Below are 16,303 nucleotides of genomic sequence, written 5' to 3' on the forward strand. Positions count from 1 at the left end.
TCAAGACGCCTCCTTCGCTTCTGCCGCGTTGCCCGGCGTCGCCACCTTGTGCGCGGTCGGGTGGATCAGTACGCGGAACGCACTCTTCTGCGCCAGGCTGTAGAAGTCGTGGGCGAAGTCATCGAGATCCGCCGCCGTCAGTTTCAGACGGCGCAGAAAGTAGTTGTAAACCAACACCGCCGGCACCGCGACGGCAATACCCACGCCGGTCGCTACCAGTGCCGCACCGATCGGCCCGGCCACCGTTTCCAGGCTCGCTGAACCCGCCGCGCTGATCCCTTTCAACGCCTCCATGATTCCCCACACCGTGCCGAACAAACCAATGAACGGCGAGGTGCTGCCAATACTCGCGACCACCGCCAGGCCGGTTTCCAGCGAACGCCGTTCGCGGACGATCTGCTGGCGCAGGGCGCGCTCGAGGCGATCCTGATGGTTGATCGCCTGGCTCAGGTCATTCGCCGGCGGCGCCTCGCCCACCTGGATCGCCGCGTAACCGGCCTGCGCCACCCGCGCTGCGGCGCCGGGCTGGGTCTCGCTCAACTCTGCCGCGGAATCCAGACTCGACGCTGCCCAGAAACGTTTGTGAAAGCGCCGATCCTGCGCCTTCAGACGACCGAACTGCACAGCCTTGAGCAACGCCAGGCCCCAGGTGGCGACGGAAAAAACCACCAGCAGCCAGATCACCGCGCTTTCGATGGATTCCAGTGGAGATGCCAGTAACGTCATGATGTGTTCCCTCGTGTAAACATTTCGCGCGAATTTGGTTTCGGTTTAATGAATCTTGAAATCGATAGGCACGCTGACCCAGCCGTCCTGGGCGACATCACCCTGCTTGGCCGGAACGAAACTCCAGCGCTTGACGGCATTCAGCGCCGCGTCGTCGAGCTGCTGCCGACCGCTGCTTTTGGCTATCTGGATCTCCCCCGGCTTACCACTGGCCAACACATGCACCCGTAACAACACCATGCCTTCCCAACCGCGCCGCTGGGCCAGCGACGGATATTCCGGTGCCGGGTTTTTCAGATACGCAGCGTTGGCTGAAGCCGGAGTGACGGGCGCTGGTGCTGGTGGCGCAGGAGGCGCTGGCGCGGCGACCGGGGCTGCCGGTTTCGCTGGCGCTGGCGGCTGCTCTAGTGCCTTGGGCGCGGGTTTGGGCGGCGGTTTCACCACCGGTTTGGGTTTGGCGATCGGCTTGGGCGGCGGCGGTTTTACCGCCAATTCCTCTTCCATCGGCGGTGGCGGTTCGACCACCGGCGCCTGTGGTGGCGGCGCAACAACCGGCGGCGCTGGCGGAGCCGGACGCGAAAACTCGATGCTCATCGGCGGAATTTCCGGCGGCACCACCGGCAGCGCTGGCGTTGGTTTCTGGCTGACCCAGTAAATCACCGCGCCATGCACGACCAATGCGAGCACACCGAGCAGAAGGGTTTCGCGCCGACTCAAAATGCCCTTGGGTGCACGCTGCAAACGCAACTGCCCCAACGGCACCCGGTGCGGCCGGCCAAGATCGACCAGTTCGCCACCCGGCGTTGGCCGCCACAGCAAATCCCCTGCGCTGGCGACGGTCTGGACATTGCCCATTGTTCAACTCCCTGCGGTCTCTTTCGTTCTACTAATCAAAGCGATCGACTTGCCCTTCGTAATGCCCCCACGGCGTAGTCGACGGGATCATCATTGGCTGTGGACGCTTATCACCGAAAGTAATCTTTGACGTTATGTATAGACCTTCGAGGAATATACAAAATGCCTTTTTTACCGAGGCCGCGCGCCACAAGGGCTGCAGCAACCGACGACAAATCGCATGCTTTTACGGCATGAAAAGTATTCGTTCACGGCATTCATCCGCGCTCGTTTAACGACTGGCATTGGTTTGCCGGACGCCGACGGTAGGCGCGATCACTGCAGTTTCCGAGCGCGGCGTACCGGTCGGCACCCAGTCATAGCTCACTGGCAACGCTCGATATACCCAATTGCTGATCGCGTCACTGCCCGGCGCTTTGCCCAGATAAGGGCTGACGTACTCCCAGACGTTTTCACCGCTGGCGGTGACTTGGAAAAATCGGCCATTCATGCCTTCGTCGATCAAGGTGTTGCCGTTGGGCAAACGCCGCGCGCTGCTGATGAACGAGCTATAGAACGCCCAGCCCGGCTGCTTCGAATTGGCCGCGCTGTACTGCCAGACGATCTGGTTTTGCTGCGGGTCGATTTCCAGCACCCGTGAACCGGATATCAAGCCGAGGGTGACGTTCGGATAGCCCGCCGAACCCTGGTTATCGAACACCAGCAGATTGCCGGCGCCAGGCAGTCCGGCGGGGATGATGTGCGCGTCGTGCTGACCGACGAACTGATCGACCGGGCGCGGCAGTTTCTGCGCGGTTTTCGGATTGATCAGCGGCAGGTTCGGCCCCAGTCGCCAGACCACTTTGCCGCTGTTTTTATCGATGATGGCGATGAAGTTGGCGTTGCGTGAATCGATCAACAGATTGTCCGGGCTGAAGCGCTTGTCACCGGCGTCGAACCACTTGTTCGGCCCGACCAGACTGAGGTTGTTGATGTGCAGGTAATCCGGGTTGTCACTGGCGCGCACCAGTTTCAACTGCTCGGCACTGAAGCCGAATTCGCCCAGATGTTCCGAGGCGAGCCACTGCCATTTCACTGCGCCGTCGGGGCTGACTTCGTAGATTACATCGTCGATGACTTCGGGCGTCTTGAAGCCATTGACCTTGTGCACTTTGTTCGCCAGCACCACGGTGTTGCCATTGCTCAAGCGGCGTTGGTCGTGATGCTGCTGCGCCGCCCCACCGGGTGCCTTGTCGCCCCACTGCCAGACGACTTTGCCGTCCCAGTCGAGTTCGCCGACGCTCTGATTGCCCAAGCCATTGCCCGCCGAGCCGAGCTTGCCGGGATCCTTGTCACTCAATTGCAGCAGTACGTGGCCGCGTTTACCGCCGACCAGTTGCGGGTCGATGATGGCTGAAGGGAAACCGGCCTGCGCCCAGGTTTTCACTTCGTTGCCATTCATGTCGATCAGGTGCGTCTGCTTGTCGGCGCCGCTGAAGATCACGTACTGGTTGAACGCCTTGTCCGGGTCATAACGGGTGACGCCGGTCGGGTACACACTGGGCGCGGCGAAGGCGCCGCTGCTCAGGACTGCGCCGGATAACAGCAGAGGTAAAACGCTTTTGATGGGCAACATGGTGCAGCTCCTTGAAAGCTCGATCAGAAGTCGTAGCGACCGGTAACGCCGAGGGTCCGTGGCGTGCCGAGCAGGCCTTCATAGCCGCCGTTGCCGCCGGTCCACAGGGTCGTGTAGTAGGTTTTGTCGAAGGCGTTTTTCAGCCACAGCGAGACATCCCACTGGCCCTGATTGAAATCGCCGCGCAGGCCAGTGGAGAGGTTGACCACCGCGTAACTGGGGATCTGCCCGTAGTCGGAATCCTCGACCGTACCCACCGCTTTGGAGCGGAACGCATAGCTGCCGGTGACGTAGGGTTCTAAGCCGTTGTCCAGATTCCATTTGTATTCGCCGTTGGCGTTGCCGATCCATTTCGACGCGCCCACCACTTGATGGCCGCTGAGATCGCATGAGGCCGGCGCGCCCGGGGCCTGGCTGACTTCCGGCGGGCACGGCGCATCTTTGTAAGAGAGGTAACTGACATCGTTGTACGAGCCGTTGAAGTTCAGCGTCAGGCCACGCAACGGCACCACGGTGCTTTCGAACTCGATGCCGCGCGAGCGCACCGAACCGGCGTTGGTCAGGTATTGCACGCGGTTGGCGGCGTCATAGGCGTTGGTCTGGTAAGCGTTGACTTGGGTCCAGAACACGTTGGCGTTAAGTTGCAGACGGTGATCCCACAGGGTGCTTTTGAATCCGAGTTCGGCGTTGTTGGCGCGCTCGGTGCCGATCAATAGTGAGTCGGCGCCAGCGGTAGGTGCGGAGCCGACCGCAAGGTTGACCCCGCCGGATTTCTCGCCGTGGGACAGCGTGGCGTAACCAAGCACGTCGTCGGTGATGCGATAGCTCAGATTAAGCAGTCCCGAGGGGCTGGAGCTGTACTGATTCAAGTCACCGGAATCGTAAGCGCCGGCACGCCCGCGGCGCGCATTGGCTGCCGCGCCCGCCACCGCTACACCGCCGAGCGGCGCGTTGCGGCTGACCGAGGCGTTTTTCTCTTCGTAGGTGCCACGCACCCCGGCCGTGAAATCCAGGCGATCGCTGAGGTGCCAGGTGCCCTGGGCAAACAGGGCGAAACTGTCGGTCTTGATGTGCCCCTTGCCGACGCTCGTGACATTGGCCAGGCTGCCGGCCGGCGTGCCGTTCCAGATGTCGGCCTGCGGGCCGTAATAGGCAAAGGATTTGTTGTCCAGATCCGAGCCGAAATAGTAGGCGCCGACCACGTAATCGAAGAACTCACCCTTGGGCGAGGCCAGGCGAAATTCCTGCGAATACTGTTTGTCTTCCACCGACACGCCAGCGTTGTAACTGGCCGGCACGTTGAGGCCGTCGTCGTTGCGCGGGGTGAAATTCCAGAAGCGGTACGAGCTGACCGAAGTCAGGGTGAAGTCGCTCGGCAAGGTCCAGTTGGCTTCCACCGACGTGCCGCCCTGATGCACGGTGACGTGCTGGTCGTTGTCGAGATTGACCTTGCGCTGCCGACCGTTGACCAGCGTAGCCCCGGCCGCGCTGGCCCGAGATTCATACAGGTTGACGCCGTTGATGGTCGGCCCGGTGTTGTAAAGCACGCGGGTGCCAGCGCTGGAATCTTCTTCGTTGTAATCGCCGATCCAGCGCAGGTTGAAATCTTCATTGGGCTTGAACAGCAGCTGCGCGCGAAAGCCCTCGCGGGAGCCGCCGTTGAGGTCGTGGCCGTCGTATTCGTTCTTGATGTCGCCGTCACTGCGCGTGCGATACGCGGAAAAACGCCCAGCCAGTTGATCATTGAGCGGCCCGGAGATCGTGCCCTTCGTCTGGAAATAACCGTCCTCGCCGACCGAAGTTTCGATGCTGCGCTCGGGCGTGAAACTGGGCGCGCGGGTGCTGATGTTGATGACCCCGGCAGTGGTGTTCTTGCCGAACAGGGTGCCCTGCGGCCCGCGCAGAACTTCGAGCTGTTCGATGTCCATCAGATCGAACACCGCCATCCCCGGACGGCCTAGATAGACGTTATCAATGTACAGGCCAACGCTGCCTTCCAGCCCATCACTGGCCGGGTTGTTGCCCAGGCCACGGATCGACACGCTGGACTGGCGCGCATGCATGTAGGCGACGTTGACGCTGGGCACCAGTTGCTGCAAATCCTGAATTCGGTAGACCCGTTGCGTCTCCAGATTCTGCCCGCTGACCACACTCATGGGCGTCGGCACATCTTGCGAGCTTTCTTCGCGGCGGCGGGTGGTAACGGTCACCGTTTCCAGCTGCGAACCGTTGGCCGCCGCTGTGCCTGCCGGGACCGGTGGCGGGGTTTCGGCCTCTGCAGCATAACCGTGAGTCCAGCTGGCGCTGCCCGCCAGTAACAGCGCCAAAGGCAGGCGTTTGAGCCGTCGGGAGGATGGGGGTAACGCGAGATTCAACGGACTCATGACGCGGCTCCTGGTCAAAAAACACACAGATATTTTCAACGCTGCATATTCTTTTCAGTTATTTATTTATGGATTTACAAATATTTACTGCATAAGAGATTGCCTTTATAAGGAGTCGACCTAATGCATATCCAATGCATTTCCCGGATATTTTTTATGTGAAAAATGCATATCGACTTGCGCCAACTGCGTCACTTCATCGCTCTGGTTGAGCAACGCAGCTTCGTCGCCGGCGCGCAGGCAGTGAACCTGTCGCAGTCGGCTTTCAGCCGCAGCATTCAGGCGCTGGAACACAGCGTCGGCTGCCAATTGGTCGACCGTGGACGCAAGGAATTGCCGCCGACCAAACAGGGCCAGGTGCTGCTCGAACATGCGCGGCGGCTGGTCAGCGGTGCGCAGCAGATGGCCAACGAGATCAGCCAGTTCAACGGCCTCGAAGCCGGGGAGTTGCGCTTTGGCTGCGGGCCGGCTCCGGCGGCCGGATTGATTCCGCGCGCGATCGGCGCGTTCATCGGCCGCTACCCGAAAGCGCGGGTGCAGTTTCAGGTCGATGACTGGCAAAGCCTGAGCAAACGCCTGCTCAGCGAAGAATTCGAATTCTTCGTCGCAGATACCCGGCAATTCGAGGCCGACCCGGATTACCAGACCCACCGCTTACGAACGCGCAAATGGCATTTCTGCTGCCGCGCCGGGCATCCGCTGACAGCGTTTGAACGCATCACTGCCGAGCAGTTGCTGAGTTATCCACTGGCGGTCAGCATCCGCCCGCCAAACCTGCGCAAGGTCATCGTCGACCTCAGCGGTCGCCCGGATTTCACCCCGAATGTGGAATGCGAAAACGGCTCGAGTCTGTTGAGTGTGGTGCTGCGATCAGAAGCGATCGGGATTGTCGGCGCGTATTCCGATGCGCTGCATCTGGCCAAGGGTGAGCTGGTCTGTTTGAAGATTGAAGGCCTGGCCGATGACCTGGAGGAGCTGTACACCCGCTATGGCATTGTCAGCCGCGCCGGGTATCGGTTGTCGCCCCTGGCCGAAGCGATGATCGAGCAGATCAAGGCGATTGACGCGGTGGATGAGGAGGTGTGTTCGCTGGCTGGCCTCGCAGTCTGAATCGTCGCGGTCATGCGACCACCACGACCGGCGATCGAGCAGAAACATCCCAACCCATTCTTTGAGGCTTGGTCATACTGATGATTTTTGGATGAGCATCAATCGCACGTAGCAACTTTTTCAATTTCTGTTTCAAGTCGGCCAAATCGACTCTTGGCAAATGAGCTTGTGGCTGCTCAATATGAACGACAACTTGAAGTCTCTGGCAATTCAGAACATCCCGGCTCAATTGCTTCTCATCCAAGTCGATGGCATGCAGTCGAGCAGGTAATAACGCCGCTAGCGTGCAAAATACCTTATTTGCAATTGCTCCTGGCAGATCTGAAGGTTTAACCGCCTGTGGATGACGATAGTCTTTCACCTCGACCAAGAACGCAGTATTTTCGGGAGAAAGGACCAGAATATCGATCGCCTGGATCTCGTTTCGTTGTTTTACAAACTGATTTCGATAATATCCCCATTCGTCAAACTTGCTAGCCCGCCACCTGTCAGGAAAACTAAAAAAAAGCCCATCCACGTTGAGCGTGAGCATATCAAGACTCCAATTCCAGATAACGATCGGACTGCTGGAGACTTTCCTCGAGCGCGGTGATATCTCCTATATCTTCCAAACTAAGTCCCTGCTGAATAACAACACCCGTTTCGCTAGAATGCAATCCGAAAAATGCAGTGTCCGCAGGCCGCTCCGCTAGTAGTATTTCCAGTTCACGCAACAAGAATAAACTGTGAGTAGCCACAAAAATCTGAATACCACTGTTACTTAGCTCAATGATTGTGCGCGCGACTTGTTTGATCAATCGCGGATTAAGATTCGCTTCGGGCTCATCCCAAAACAAATACCCTTGATGAAGAAGTGCGCCGGTACTTATTAAGCGAGCAAGCATCCCTAATTTACGCAGACCTTCCGCAACGAGAGGCATTTCCATTCGACCATTACTATTACGCAAATAAAATCGTCCGCTTTTATCCAATTCAATGCTGCCCTGCATTGCCTTTTCCAAAGGTGCCAGCAATTCACGAACTCGCTCCTCAGTAGGACCTTTACGCAACAAACCACCCAACAAACGGCAGGTATCTCTCCAAGTTTCTTCAAACTCTAAATAGTGGCTTTCATAAACAGCAAGAAAGTTAGGATAAATACTTAGCAATTCACGAGTCGGCAAATATGTGGGCGTGGCGTCGAGCCAACGCTTAGGAAGATGTTCGACGCTGACTTCTGTCTTACTGTTAGTTGCAAAGCTAAAAGCGAGGTCGTAATCGTTATTATCGAATGAAATACTGACATCACACCGCTCGCGTCCCCGCTTTCGTCGAGCCAGCCGACCGAGGGACTCAGGGCGAAACACGCCAATCAGTTTCTCTGCCATACGCAGTTGCAATGCTGACTTGGTAGGTTCTACAGACAGAACGGCAGGCCTGTTACTTTCCTCAGAGCTTGTCGCCAACCCCGCATATGCCAGTTTCAAGAGATGCGTTTTGCCAGCACCGTTTTCCCCGACAATCACATTCAATTGCTTCGCAAACCGGAGATTAGCCTCTTCAAAGACTGTGAAATTTTTCAGGTGAAGTTGCTTGAGCATGGTGACCTCGTAGATTGCAGAGCGGCGGCACGAGCTGAGTTGTCAATAGCGACGCCAACGTAACCTATGTTGAAGTATCGAAGGATTTGTATTAACAGGATTGAAACCAAGAAAACGTCACCGCTGGCAAAAATTTCACAGATGATAGCTTGGTTAGCTGGTGCCTGCTTAAACATAAAGTCCTAACTGATCGTCCGCACGTACCTTCTCCACCGTAGGTTATGCAGAGACTACATCAAACCCATTCCCCAAATGCACTTGCCGAAAACCCCCACCGACAGCGAAAACCCTCACCTGTCCCACTGACCGGTGAACCCCATGCCCACTCCTCCCAACCCCGTGCGCAACGTGCTGTACATCATGTGCGATCAGCTGCGCCGCGATTACCTGTCCTGCTACGGACACCCGCATCTGCACACGCCAAACATCGATCGCCTCGCTGCCCAAGGCGTGCGTTTCAGCCGTGCCTACACCCAAGGCACGATCTGCGGCCCGTCGCGGATGTCGGCCTACACCGGGCGCTATGTCAGCAGTCATCAAGTGGCGTGGAACGCCGTGCCGTTGCCGCTGGATGAGCTGACGATTGGCGATTACTTGCGACCTCACGGCATTCGCACCGCGCTGGTCGGCAAGACGCACGCCACGGCCAATGTCGACGCCTTGCAGCGCCTGGCGATCAACCCGCAAAGCGCGCAAGCCGAGCTGCTCAATGAGGTCGGCTTCGAACCGTACCTGCGCCACGACGGCATCTATCCCGACGACACGCTGTTCGACGACAAGCGCGAATCCGCCCCTTATACCCATTACCTGCGCGAACACGGTTTCGAGGGGCGCAATCCCTGGCATGACTGGGCGAATGCCGCCGAAGGCGAGAACGGGGAAATCCTCAGCGGCTGGAAAATGCGTCATGCGAATTTGCCAGCGCGAATTCCCGAGCAACACTCAGAGACTGTCTACACTACAAATCGCGCCATCGACTTCATCACCGAGCAAGGTGAGAAATCCTGGTGTTTACACCTCTCGTACATCAAACCCCATTGGCCCTACATCGTACCGGCACCGTACCACGCCTTGTACAGTACTAAATCGATTCTCGAAGCGGTCCGCGCGACGCCCTCCGCAGCCAGCAAACACCCCGTATACACTGCCTTTCGCCAGCATGAGGAAAGCCTCAACTTCTCCCGCGATTCAGTACGATTGAATGTAATCCCCACCTACATGGGCCTGATCAAGCAAGTGGATGATCAGTTGGGGCGGCTGTTCGATTTTCTGCAGAGCAATGGGCGCTGGGACGACACGCTGATCGTGTTCACCAGCGATCACGGCGACTTCCTTGGCGATCATTGGCTGGGCGAGAAGGAGTTTTTGCTCGAGCAGGCGGTAGGCGTGCCGTTGATCGTTCGCGATCCCCGGGCGGCGGCGGATGTCACTCGCGGCACTGTCGATGATCGGCTGGCGGAAACCATTGATGCGTTGCCGACGTTTATTCAAGCGCTGGGATTAGCGGGCGCGGAACATCGACTGGAAGGGCGCTCATTGATCCCGTTGCTGCACGGGGAAAATCCCGATTGGCGTCGCTATGCAATCAGCGAATACGACTACGCCTTTCAAGCCCCGGCGCGGCAACGCCTCGGCCAGCCGATCGACCGTTGCCGCATGACCATGGTGCGCAGCGAGCGTTGGAAATACCTGGCGTACGACGGCTTTCGACCGCAGCTGTTTGATCTGCTGAATGATCCGCAGGAGCTGCGCGATCTGGGTGAGGACCCGGCGTACGCGGCGGTGCGCGAGGAGCATGCGGGGTATCTGTTTGAATGGCTGCGCGGATTGAAGCGGCGTACGACGATCAGCCATCAAGAGATCGATTTGCGCGGGCAGCGGTTTCGTTATGGCGAGCCGGAAACCGAGAAGGTCGTTCAGATCGGAGTGTGGTGAAAGCCCTTCGCGAGCAGGCTCGCTCCCACAGGTTCAAGCGATCGTTCCCACGCTCCGCGTGGGAATGCAGCCCACAACGCTCCGCGTCCCAACAGCGAACGCAGAGCGTTCATCGAGGCATTCCCACGTAGAGCGTGGGAACGATCATTCAGACGCCGACGATATCCGGACCTTTGATAGTCTGGCTGCGCTGCCCATTCACCCCCACCGGCACCTCGCCCTTGAGCGTCACGCGGCGCACCACGCGATCCTGGGTGCCGTAATCATCAATCGCGTAATGCTGCGTCGAGCGGTTGTCCCAGATCGCCACATCTCCAGCCTGCCAGCGCCAGCGCACGGTGTTTTCCTGGCGGATCACATGGCTCTGCAGCAAACCGAACAGGTGTGCCGAATCTGCCTGTGAATAACCTTTGATGCGTTTGACGAAATGCCCCAGCAGCAAGCTCTTTTCGCCGCTGATCGGGTGCACGCGCACCACCGGATGCTCGGTTTCGTAAACGGTCGAGGTGAAGACCTTGCGATAGCGCTCCAGTTTTTCCGCCGAGACGTCCGGCTTCGCACCGGCGTAGTCGTACTCGTTGCTGTGCACGGCGGTGAGTTTGTCGGCCAGTTCACGCAGCTCGCTCGGCAAGCCGCTGTATGCCGTTGCGGTGTTGGCCCACAGCGTATCGCCGCCAAAGGCCGGGGCGACCACCGAGCGCAGGATAGAGGCTTTCGGGTAGGCGTCCACGAAGGTTACGTCGGTGTGCCAGGAGTTGGCGCGCTGACCTTCGGCGCCGTCCAGCTCGAGCAGGTAACGGGTGCCTTCGCGCGATGGCACGGTCGGGTGCGCCACCGGTTCGCCAAGCAGATGGGCGAAGGCTTCCTGACGTTGATCGTCGAGCTGCGTCTGCTCGCGAAAGAACAGCACTTTGTATTCGACCAGCGCCTGCTGGATGGCTTCGACCGTGGCGGCGTCCAGCTCACCGGACAGGTGCACGCCGCGGATTTCGGCACCGATACGACCGGCTACCGGGTGAATTTCCAACGCGTGAGAAACGGGTTTTACGGCGAGTGCGGCATTGCTCATGGGAAGACCCTCATCGACGGTTTGCGGTTTTGACGGCAGCGAAACAACGCTCTATCCATATTCCATTTATATCTAATAGATATTCACATGCTTCGTTGACGGAATAAGAACTTGCATTTAAAACCTCAAGCAACCCTCCTCGCAAATGCCTTCGAGCTATTTTTAGGATGCCGGAAAAGCATATGGATCTTCGCCAGTTGCGCTACTTCATCGCCCTCAACGAACACCGCAGCTTTGTCCGCGCGGCCGACGCCATGGGCATCACTCAACCGGCGTTCAGCCGAAGCATTCAGGGGCTGGAGCAAGAGTTCGGCTGCGTGCTGGTTGATCGCGGCAACAAGGATCTGCGCCCCACGCCCGAAGGCCAAGTGGTGCTGCAACACGCCCTGAGCCTGGTGCAGGGCGCGGCATTGCTCAGCGCTGAAGTGACACAAATGACCAAGCTCGACGCCGGTGAAGTGCATTTTGGTTGCGGGCCGGCGCCGGCGGTGAAACTGGTGCCGGACGCGGTGGCGCAATTCATCAATGCGCACCCGAAAGTGCGCACCTGTTTTCAGGTGGATAACTGGGAAAAACTCAGCCGCGCGCTGAGTCGCGAAGAGATCGAATTCTTCATCGCCGACATCCGCCATTTCGAGTCCGACCCGAATTTCCAGACGCAACCGCTGACGCCCAAGCGCGGCGTGTTTTTCTGCCGGCCGGGGCATCCGTTGCTGGCCAAGGAAAGCCTGTCGACCAACGACATGTTCGACTATCCGCTGGCCGCGACGCTGATTCCACCGGGCATTCGCAAGCTGCTGGCGAACCTCAGCGGGCGCATCGATTTCTCTCCGACCATCGAAACCGAGCACTTTCCGGCGCTGGTCAAAGTGGTGCTGCAATCCAACGCGATCGGCGTCGGCACGGAGGAGGCGTTTGTCGAGGATGTCGCCAAGGGTTCGCTGGCGCTGTTGCATTGGCGCAACCTGCCGCAGAACCTCGAAAGCATGAACGCGCGCTGCGGCATCGTCAGCCGCACCGGATTCCGCTTGTCGCCAGCGGCGAGGGCAATGATCGAGACGCTGGTGGCGTTGGATCGGCGGGACGTCAGCGTCGCTGTCTGAAAAACCTTTGGCAGACGCCGATCGTTCCCACGCTCTGCGTGGGAATGAATCCCGTGACGCTCTGCGTCACAAAGGACGCGGAGCGTCCTCGGCTGCATTCCCACGCGGAGCGTGGGAACGATCTGGATTTTTTGCTTCTAGAGCTTGGCCGCTGAGAGTTCAGGCGCCACCCAATCGCTGACTTTGAACGGCTTGCGAATGAGCTTCTGCTGCGCCGCCAGGTCGACCTTGTCTTGCAGGCCGCTCAAGAACACCGGATCCAGCGTCGACGGGAAGATCTCGCTCAAATTCTGATCCTTCAGATCCTGAGCCAGAATCACCGGTGGATAGCTCGCCAGCCCTGATACCAGCTGCACATAGGCGTCCTTGTTGCTGTCCTGAGTCAGCCACTCGACCGCTTGCTGCTGCGCCTTGAGCAGTTTGGCAATGACCTCAGGATGGGCGTCGACAAATTTGCCATTACCCAGCAACACCGCCTGCACGCTGCCAGCGCCGCCGAGGTCTTTGGTGTTGAGCGGCAATTCCGCCAGGCCTTTGGCTTGCAACGCACTCAGCGCGGAGCTGCCCCACGAGGCATCGATCTGCTTGGCCGCGAGTGCCGAGACCGCCGCGTTGAAATCCAGATTGATGACCTTCACGTCCTTCTCGCTGAGGCCCTGACTGGCAAGCGCCGCATCGAACGACAGCTGCGTCGCCGTACCGCGGAAGATCGCCACGCGTTTGCCTTTGAGATCCTGGAGGGTTTTGATCCCCGAGCCCGGCACAACGCCCAGGTATTGCTTGACCCCGCGCGCCGTGGCGCTGAGCAGGCGCGTGTCCAGACCATTGGATTTGCCGATGATCGCGGCGAGGTCGCCGAGATAGGCCAGATCGACCTGGCCATTGGCAAACGCCTCATTGATCACCGGCCCGGCGCCCTTGAAGAAACTCCACTGGATCTTGATGCCCTGCTCGGCGAAGGCCTTTTCAAAGATCTGCTGATCGCGCAGCACATCGACAATGCCGCCGCCGCTGTGTTGGGTGCCGGCGCTGAGGTCGGGCACGGCGATGCGGATTTCCTTGAGCTCCTCGGCCTGGGCGCTGAGCGCGAGAAAGCCTGCAAGCGCCGGGGCGGTCAGCAGGCGGATGATTCGTTTGAAAGGGAGGTTCATGGGTGCGGCTCCTTGATCGCTGAGGAGGCGAAAGTAGGCTGAATGCGCACCTTCACTTAAATACTATAAATGCACATTTTTATATCTTTATGAGCTAAGCGACGATGTGAGCGGCTTGCAGCGGGATATGCATTAACAGCATCGAAAATATTCTTCGAATGCATTGGATGCGTTAAGGGCTGCAAGCCTTAAATGGCTTCGCTTATTCCCAAATTGATATTTATTATTTTCCCTTATAACTGTTTTAACGTGGCTAATACCGCTAAAGATCACAGCCTTCGGTAGCCCCTACAGGCGGAATGCGATCTTCTCTTGACTCGATCTTGATCCAACCCGACAACGGAGGTCACCCATGGCCCGTCAATCCCTGCTCCGTCTGCCGCTGGCCGCGCCGCCGCTGAAAAGCCGTCGCACCTGGCCCAGTCTGAATCAACGCCTGTTGCCCTGGCTGCTGCCCGTCAGCCTGTTCGTCCTGTGGTGGCTGGCCGCGCGCAATCAGTGGATGAGCGAGCAGATCCTGCCGGCGCCATCGCTGGTGTGGAGCAGCGCTGTGGAACAGGCGCATGGCGAGCTGTGGAGCCATCTGTGGATCAGCCTGCAACGGCTGTTCTTGGGTTTGCTTGCAGGCGTTTCGACCGGCGCGGTGTTCGGCGCCGCGCTGGGTTTCAGCCAACGTCTGGAGCGCCCGGTTTTTCCGACATTTGCTGGATTGGCGCAGGTGCCGACGCTGGCGTGGATTCCGCTGTTCATGGTGTTTTTCGGCATCGGTGAAGTGCTGAAACTGGTGGTGCTGATCAAGGCCATCGTGGTGCCGGTGACTTTGCACACACTGGTCGGCGTGCGCGATGCACAACCGAAACTGCGCGAAGCCGCCGCCGTATTGCGCCTGCCGCCGCGTCTGCTGATTCGTCGCCTGGTGCTTCCCGCTGCGCTGCCGGCGTTCATGGCCGGCGTGCGCCTGGCACTCGCCGCCGGCTGGACCTCATTGCTGGCGGTCGAGCTGCTGGCCTCCAGTGAAGGCATCGGCTATCTGATGGTCTGGGCGCGGCAGTTGTTCATGCTCGACATCGTGTTCGTGTGCATTGTGGTCATCGGTCTGATCGGCGTGGCGATGGATCGCGGCATCGGTCTGCTCGACCGCAAACTGGTGCACTGGCCGCACTCGGCCACTGCACACATCACACGCGGCCCGCGCTACCAAGGCTGGCAACGCCTGCAACCGTGGTTGCTGCCGCTGGGCTTGTTGGCGCTTTGGCAGATGGCCAATGATCAGCAGTGGATCGACGCGAATATTCTGGTCAGCCCGGCGACTGTGCTGAGCACGACGTGGGACGGACTGCTCGACGGCACGCTGGTCAACGGCATGGCGCTGAGCCTGAGCCGCACCCTCGGCGGCTTGCTGATCGGTGGCGGCCTCGGTTTCGCCTTGGGCTTGCTCCTCGGCCTGTCGCGTTTCAGCGAACGGTTGCTCGGCCCGACACTCGCCGCACTGCGGCAGATTGCGATTTTCGCCTGGGTGCCACTGCTGACCGCGTGGTTCGGCCTCGGAGAACTGGCCAAGTGGGTGTTCGTCGCGCTCGCCGCATTTTTCCCGCTGTTCATCGCCACCCAGCGCAGCGTCGTCAACCTCTCGCCGCAACTCAACGAGGCCGCGCAGGTGCTATGCCTGAGCCTCGGCCAGCGTCTGCGCCGACTGGTGCTGCCCGGCGCTGCGCCGGGAATTTTCGCCGGGCTGCGATTGAGCCTGATCTACGCCTGGCTGGGCACCATCGGCGCTGAATATTTCATGCCGTCCAATGGCGGCATCGGCAGCCAGATGATCGGCGCGCAACAGTTGCTGCGCATGGATCTGATCATGGCCGGCATGCTGCTGGTCGGCCTCACCGGCGCCCTGCTCAACCTGATCGGCCAACGCCTGGAAATTCGCGCGACCCGCTGGAGACACGCATGAACGCACCGATTGTCAGCTTCAACCACGTAGGCAAATCCTTCGCCGTCAACGGTTTCGAACTGGAGGCAATTCGCGAATTCAACCTGGACATCGCCGAGGGCGAATTCGTCGCCATCGTCGGCTCCAGCGGCTGCGGCAAATCCACTTTGCTGCGTCTGCTGGTCGGCCTCGACACCGAGTTTCGCGGGCAGATCAGTGTCGATGGCAAGGCCGTCAGCGGCATCGGCGGCGAGCGCGGCATCGTCTTTCAGGAACATCGTCTGTTTCCGTGGCTGACGGTCGCCGACAACATCGGCTTGGGCCTGGTCAATGAGCCGCTGAGCACAGCGCAGAAACAACAACGCATCACAGACTTTATCGAGCTGGTCGGCCTCAGCGATTTCACCGCAGCCTATCCGCATCAACTCTCCGGCGGCATGGCGCAGCGCGTGGCGATAGCGCGCGGCCTCGTCGCCAGCCCGCGAATCCTGTTGCTCGATGAACCCTTCGGCGCCCTCGATGCGCTGACTCGCCAGCAAATGCAGGACGAGCTGCTGGCAATCCGCGAGCGAGCAAAGATCACCACGATTCTGGTGACCCACGATGTCGAGGAAGCGATTTTTCTGGCCGACCGCGTGGTGGTGATGGAGCCGCGTCCGGGGCGGATCAAGCAAGTGGTCGGCATCGCTTTGCCGCACCCGCGCCAGCGCAGCAGTTACGACTTCCATCAGTTGCGTGAAGAACTGCTGCACGAGTTGACCAGTGACGACCATTACCAACCGAGCGCACCGGTGCAGATCCGCGATCTGCCGCTGACGTTCATTGCCTGCTGAACAGGAGTTTCG

13 protein-coding genes are annotated in these 16,303 nt (G+C 59.3%); 5 read left to right on the plus strand and 8 right to left on the minus strand.

Annotation, left to right across the window (positions count from 1 at the left end):
• The 4 genes from CXF97_RS05470 to CXF97_RS05485 all read right to left on the minus strand — a co-directional run bounded on the left by CXF97_RS05470 (window position 1) and on the right by CXF97_RS05485 (window position 5,580).
• A complete protein-coding gene (locus CXF97_RS05470; RefSeq protein ID WP_101156947.1) occupies window positions 1-726 on the minus strand; it encodes a MotA/TolQ/ExbB proton channel family protein in 726 nt (241 codons plus the stop codon).
• Window positions 727-771: 45 nt separating this feature from the next.
• Window positions 772-1,581: an energy transducer TonB gene (locus CXF97_RS05475; protein ID WP_101156948.1), complete on the minus strand. Its 810-nt coding sequence runs from the start codon at window positions 1,579-1,581 to the stop codon at window positions 772-774.
• A gap of 271 nt (window positions 1,582-1,852) precedes the next feature.
• On the minus strand, window positions 1,853-3,196 hold the full coding sequence (locus CXF97_RS05480; RefSeq protein ID WP_101156950.1) for an aryl-sulfate sulfotransferase: 1,344 nt from the start codon (window positions 3,194-3,196) through the stop codon (window positions 1,853-1,855).
• 23 nt (window positions 3,197-3,219) lie between these two features.
• A complete protein-coding gene (locus CXF97_RS05485) occupies window positions 3,220-5,580 on the minus strand; it encodes a TonB-dependent receptor (protein ID WP_101156952.1) in 2,361 nt (786 codons plus the stop codon).
• Window positions 5,581-5,745: 165 nt separating this feature from the next.
• Here CXF97_RS05485 and CXF97_RS05490 point away from each other — a divergent pair, with 165 nt between their 5' ends.
• Complete coding sequence (locus tag CXF97_RS05490) at window positions 5,746-6,690, plus strand: LysR family transcriptional regulator (protein ID WP_101156953.1); 945 nt, start codon at window positions 5,746-5,748, stop codon at window positions 6,688-6,690.
• Window positions 6,691-6,700: 10 nt separating this feature from the next.
• Here CXF97_RS05490 and CXF97_RS05495 read toward each other — a convergent pair whose 3' ends face one another.
• Both CXF97_RS05495 and CXF97_RS05500 read right to left on the minus strand, forming a co-directional pair.
• Window positions 6,701-7,222, minus strand: a complete 522-nt coding sequence (locus CXF97_RS05495; protein ID WP_101156955.1) for a hypothetical protein — start codon at window positions 7,220-7,222, stop codon at window positions 6,701-6,703.
• Between the two features lies 1 nt (window position 7,223).
• On the minus strand, window positions 7,224-8,270 hold the full coding sequence (locus CXF97_RS05500; RefSeq protein WP_101156957.1) for an ATP/GTP-binding protein: 1,047 nt from the start codon (window positions 8,268-8,270) through the stop codon (window positions 7,224-7,226).
• 318 nt (window positions 8,271-8,588) lie between these two features.
• Between CXF97_RS05500 and CXF97_RS05505 the strand changes: the two genes are divergently transcribed.
• Window positions 8,589-10,205 (plus strand): alkaline phosphatase family protein, encoded by a 1,617-nt coding sequence (locus tag CXF97_RS05505; protein WP_101156959.1) that lies wholly within the window; start codon window positions 8,589-8,591, stop codon window positions 10,203-10,205.
• A 148-nt stretch (window positions 10,206-10,353) separates the two neighbouring features.
• Here the strand turns inward: CXF97_RS05505 and CXF97_RS05510 are convergent, their stop codons facing one another.
• Entirely contained in the window at window positions 10,354-11,274 is a 921-nt protein-coding gene (locus tag CXF97_RS05510; protein ID WP_101156961.1) for a TauD/TfdA family dioxygenase, read from the minus strand.
• 182 nt (window positions 11,275-11,456) lie between these two features.
• Between CXF97_RS05510 and CXF97_RS05515 the strand changes: the two genes are divergently transcribed.
• Window positions 11,457-12,377, plus strand: coding sequence for a LysR family transcriptional regulator (locus CXF97_RS05515; RefSeq protein WP_101156962.1), 921 nt, complete (start codon window positions 11,457-11,459; stop codon window positions 12,375-12,377).
• Between the two features lie 137 nt (window positions 12,378-12,514).
• On the opposite strand, the gene CXF97_RS05520 is transcribed toward CXF97_RS05515, so the two are convergent.
• Complete coding sequence (locus CXF97_RS05520; RefSeq protein ID WP_101156964.1) at window positions 12,515-13,528, minus strand: ABC transporter substrate-binding protein; 1,014 nt, start codon at window positions 13,526-13,528, stop codon at window positions 12,515-12,517.
• Between the two features lie 352 nt (window positions 13,529-13,880).
• On the opposite strand from CXF97_RS05520, the gene CXF97_RS05525 reads away from it, so the two are divergent.
• A complete protein-coding gene (locus CXF97_RS05525) occupies window positions 13,881-15,479 on the plus strand; it encodes an ABC transporter permease (protein ID WP_101156966.1) in 1,599 nt (532 codons plus the stop codon).
• Window positions 15,476-16,291, plus strand: coding sequence for an ABC transporter ATP-binding protein (locus CXF97_RS05530; RefSeq protein WP_101156968.1), 816 nt, complete (start codon window positions 15,476-15,478; stop codon window positions 16,289-16,291). The genes CXF97_RS05525 and CXF97_RS05530 overlap by 4 nt, the downstream gene beginning before the upstream one ends.
• Window positions 16,292-16,303 lie beyond the last annotated feature (12 nt).

Source organism: Pseudomonas sp. Choline-02u-1 (assembly GCF_002836515.1).
Classification (GTDB): Bacteria; Pseudomonadota; Gammaproteobacteria; order Pseudomonadales; family Pseudomonadaceae; genus Aquipseudomonas.

Bases quoted from the DNA above. Each gene is read 5' to 3' on its own strand.
- CXF97_RS05470 (WP_101156947.1), bottom strand. From the start codon at position 726: ATGACGTTACTGGCATCTCCACTGGAATCCATCGAAAGCGCGGTGATC.
- CXF97_RS05475 (WP_101156948.1), bottom strand. From the start codon at position 1,581: ATGGGCAATGTCCAGACCGTCGCCAGCGCAGGGGATTTGCTGTGGCGG.
- CXF97_RS05480 (WP_101156950.1), bottom strand. From the start codon at position 3,196: ATGTTGCCCATCAAAAGCGTTTTACCTCTGCTGTTATCCGGCGCAGTC.
- CXF97_RS05485 (WP_101156952.1), bottom strand. From the start codon at position 5,580: ATGAGTCCGTTGAATCTCGCGTTACCCCCATCCTCCCGACGGCTCAAA.
- CXF97_RS05490 (WP_101156953.1), top strand. From the start codon at position 5,746: ATGCATATCGACTTGCGCCAACTGCGTCACTTCATCGCTCTGGTTGAG.
- CXF97_RS05495 (WP_101156955.1), bottom strand. From the start codon at position 7,222: ATGCTCACGCTCAACGTGGATGGGCTTTTTTTTAGTTTTCCTGACAGG.
- CXF97_RS05500 (WP_101156957.1), bottom strand. From the start codon at position 8,270: ATGCTCAAGCAACTTCACCTGAAAAATTTCACAGTCTTTGAAGAGGCT.
- CXF97_RS05505 (WP_101156959.1), top strand. From the start codon at position 8,589: ATGCCCACTCCTCCCAACCCCGTGCGCAACGTGCTGTACATCATGTGC.
- CXF97_RS05510 (WP_101156961.1), bottom strand. From the start codon at position 11,274: ATGAGCAATGCCGCACTCGCCGTAAAACCCGTTTCTCACGCGTTGGAA.
- CXF97_RS05515 (WP_101156962.1), top strand. From the start codon at position 11,457: ATGGATCTTCGCCAGTTGCGCTACTTCATCGCCCTCAACGAACACCGC.
- CXF97_RS05520 (WP_101156964.1), bottom strand. From the start codon at position 13,528: ATGAACCTCCCTTTCAAACGAATCATCCGCCTGCTGACCGCCCCGGCG.
- CXF97_RS05525 (WP_101156966.1), top strand. From the start codon at position 13,881: ATGGCCCGTCAATCCCTGCTCCGTCTGCCGCTGGCCGCGCCGCCGCTG.
- CXF97_RS05530 (WP_101156968.1), top strand. From the start codon at position 15,476: ATGAACGCACCGATTGTCAGCTTCAACCACGTAGGCAAATCCTTCGCC.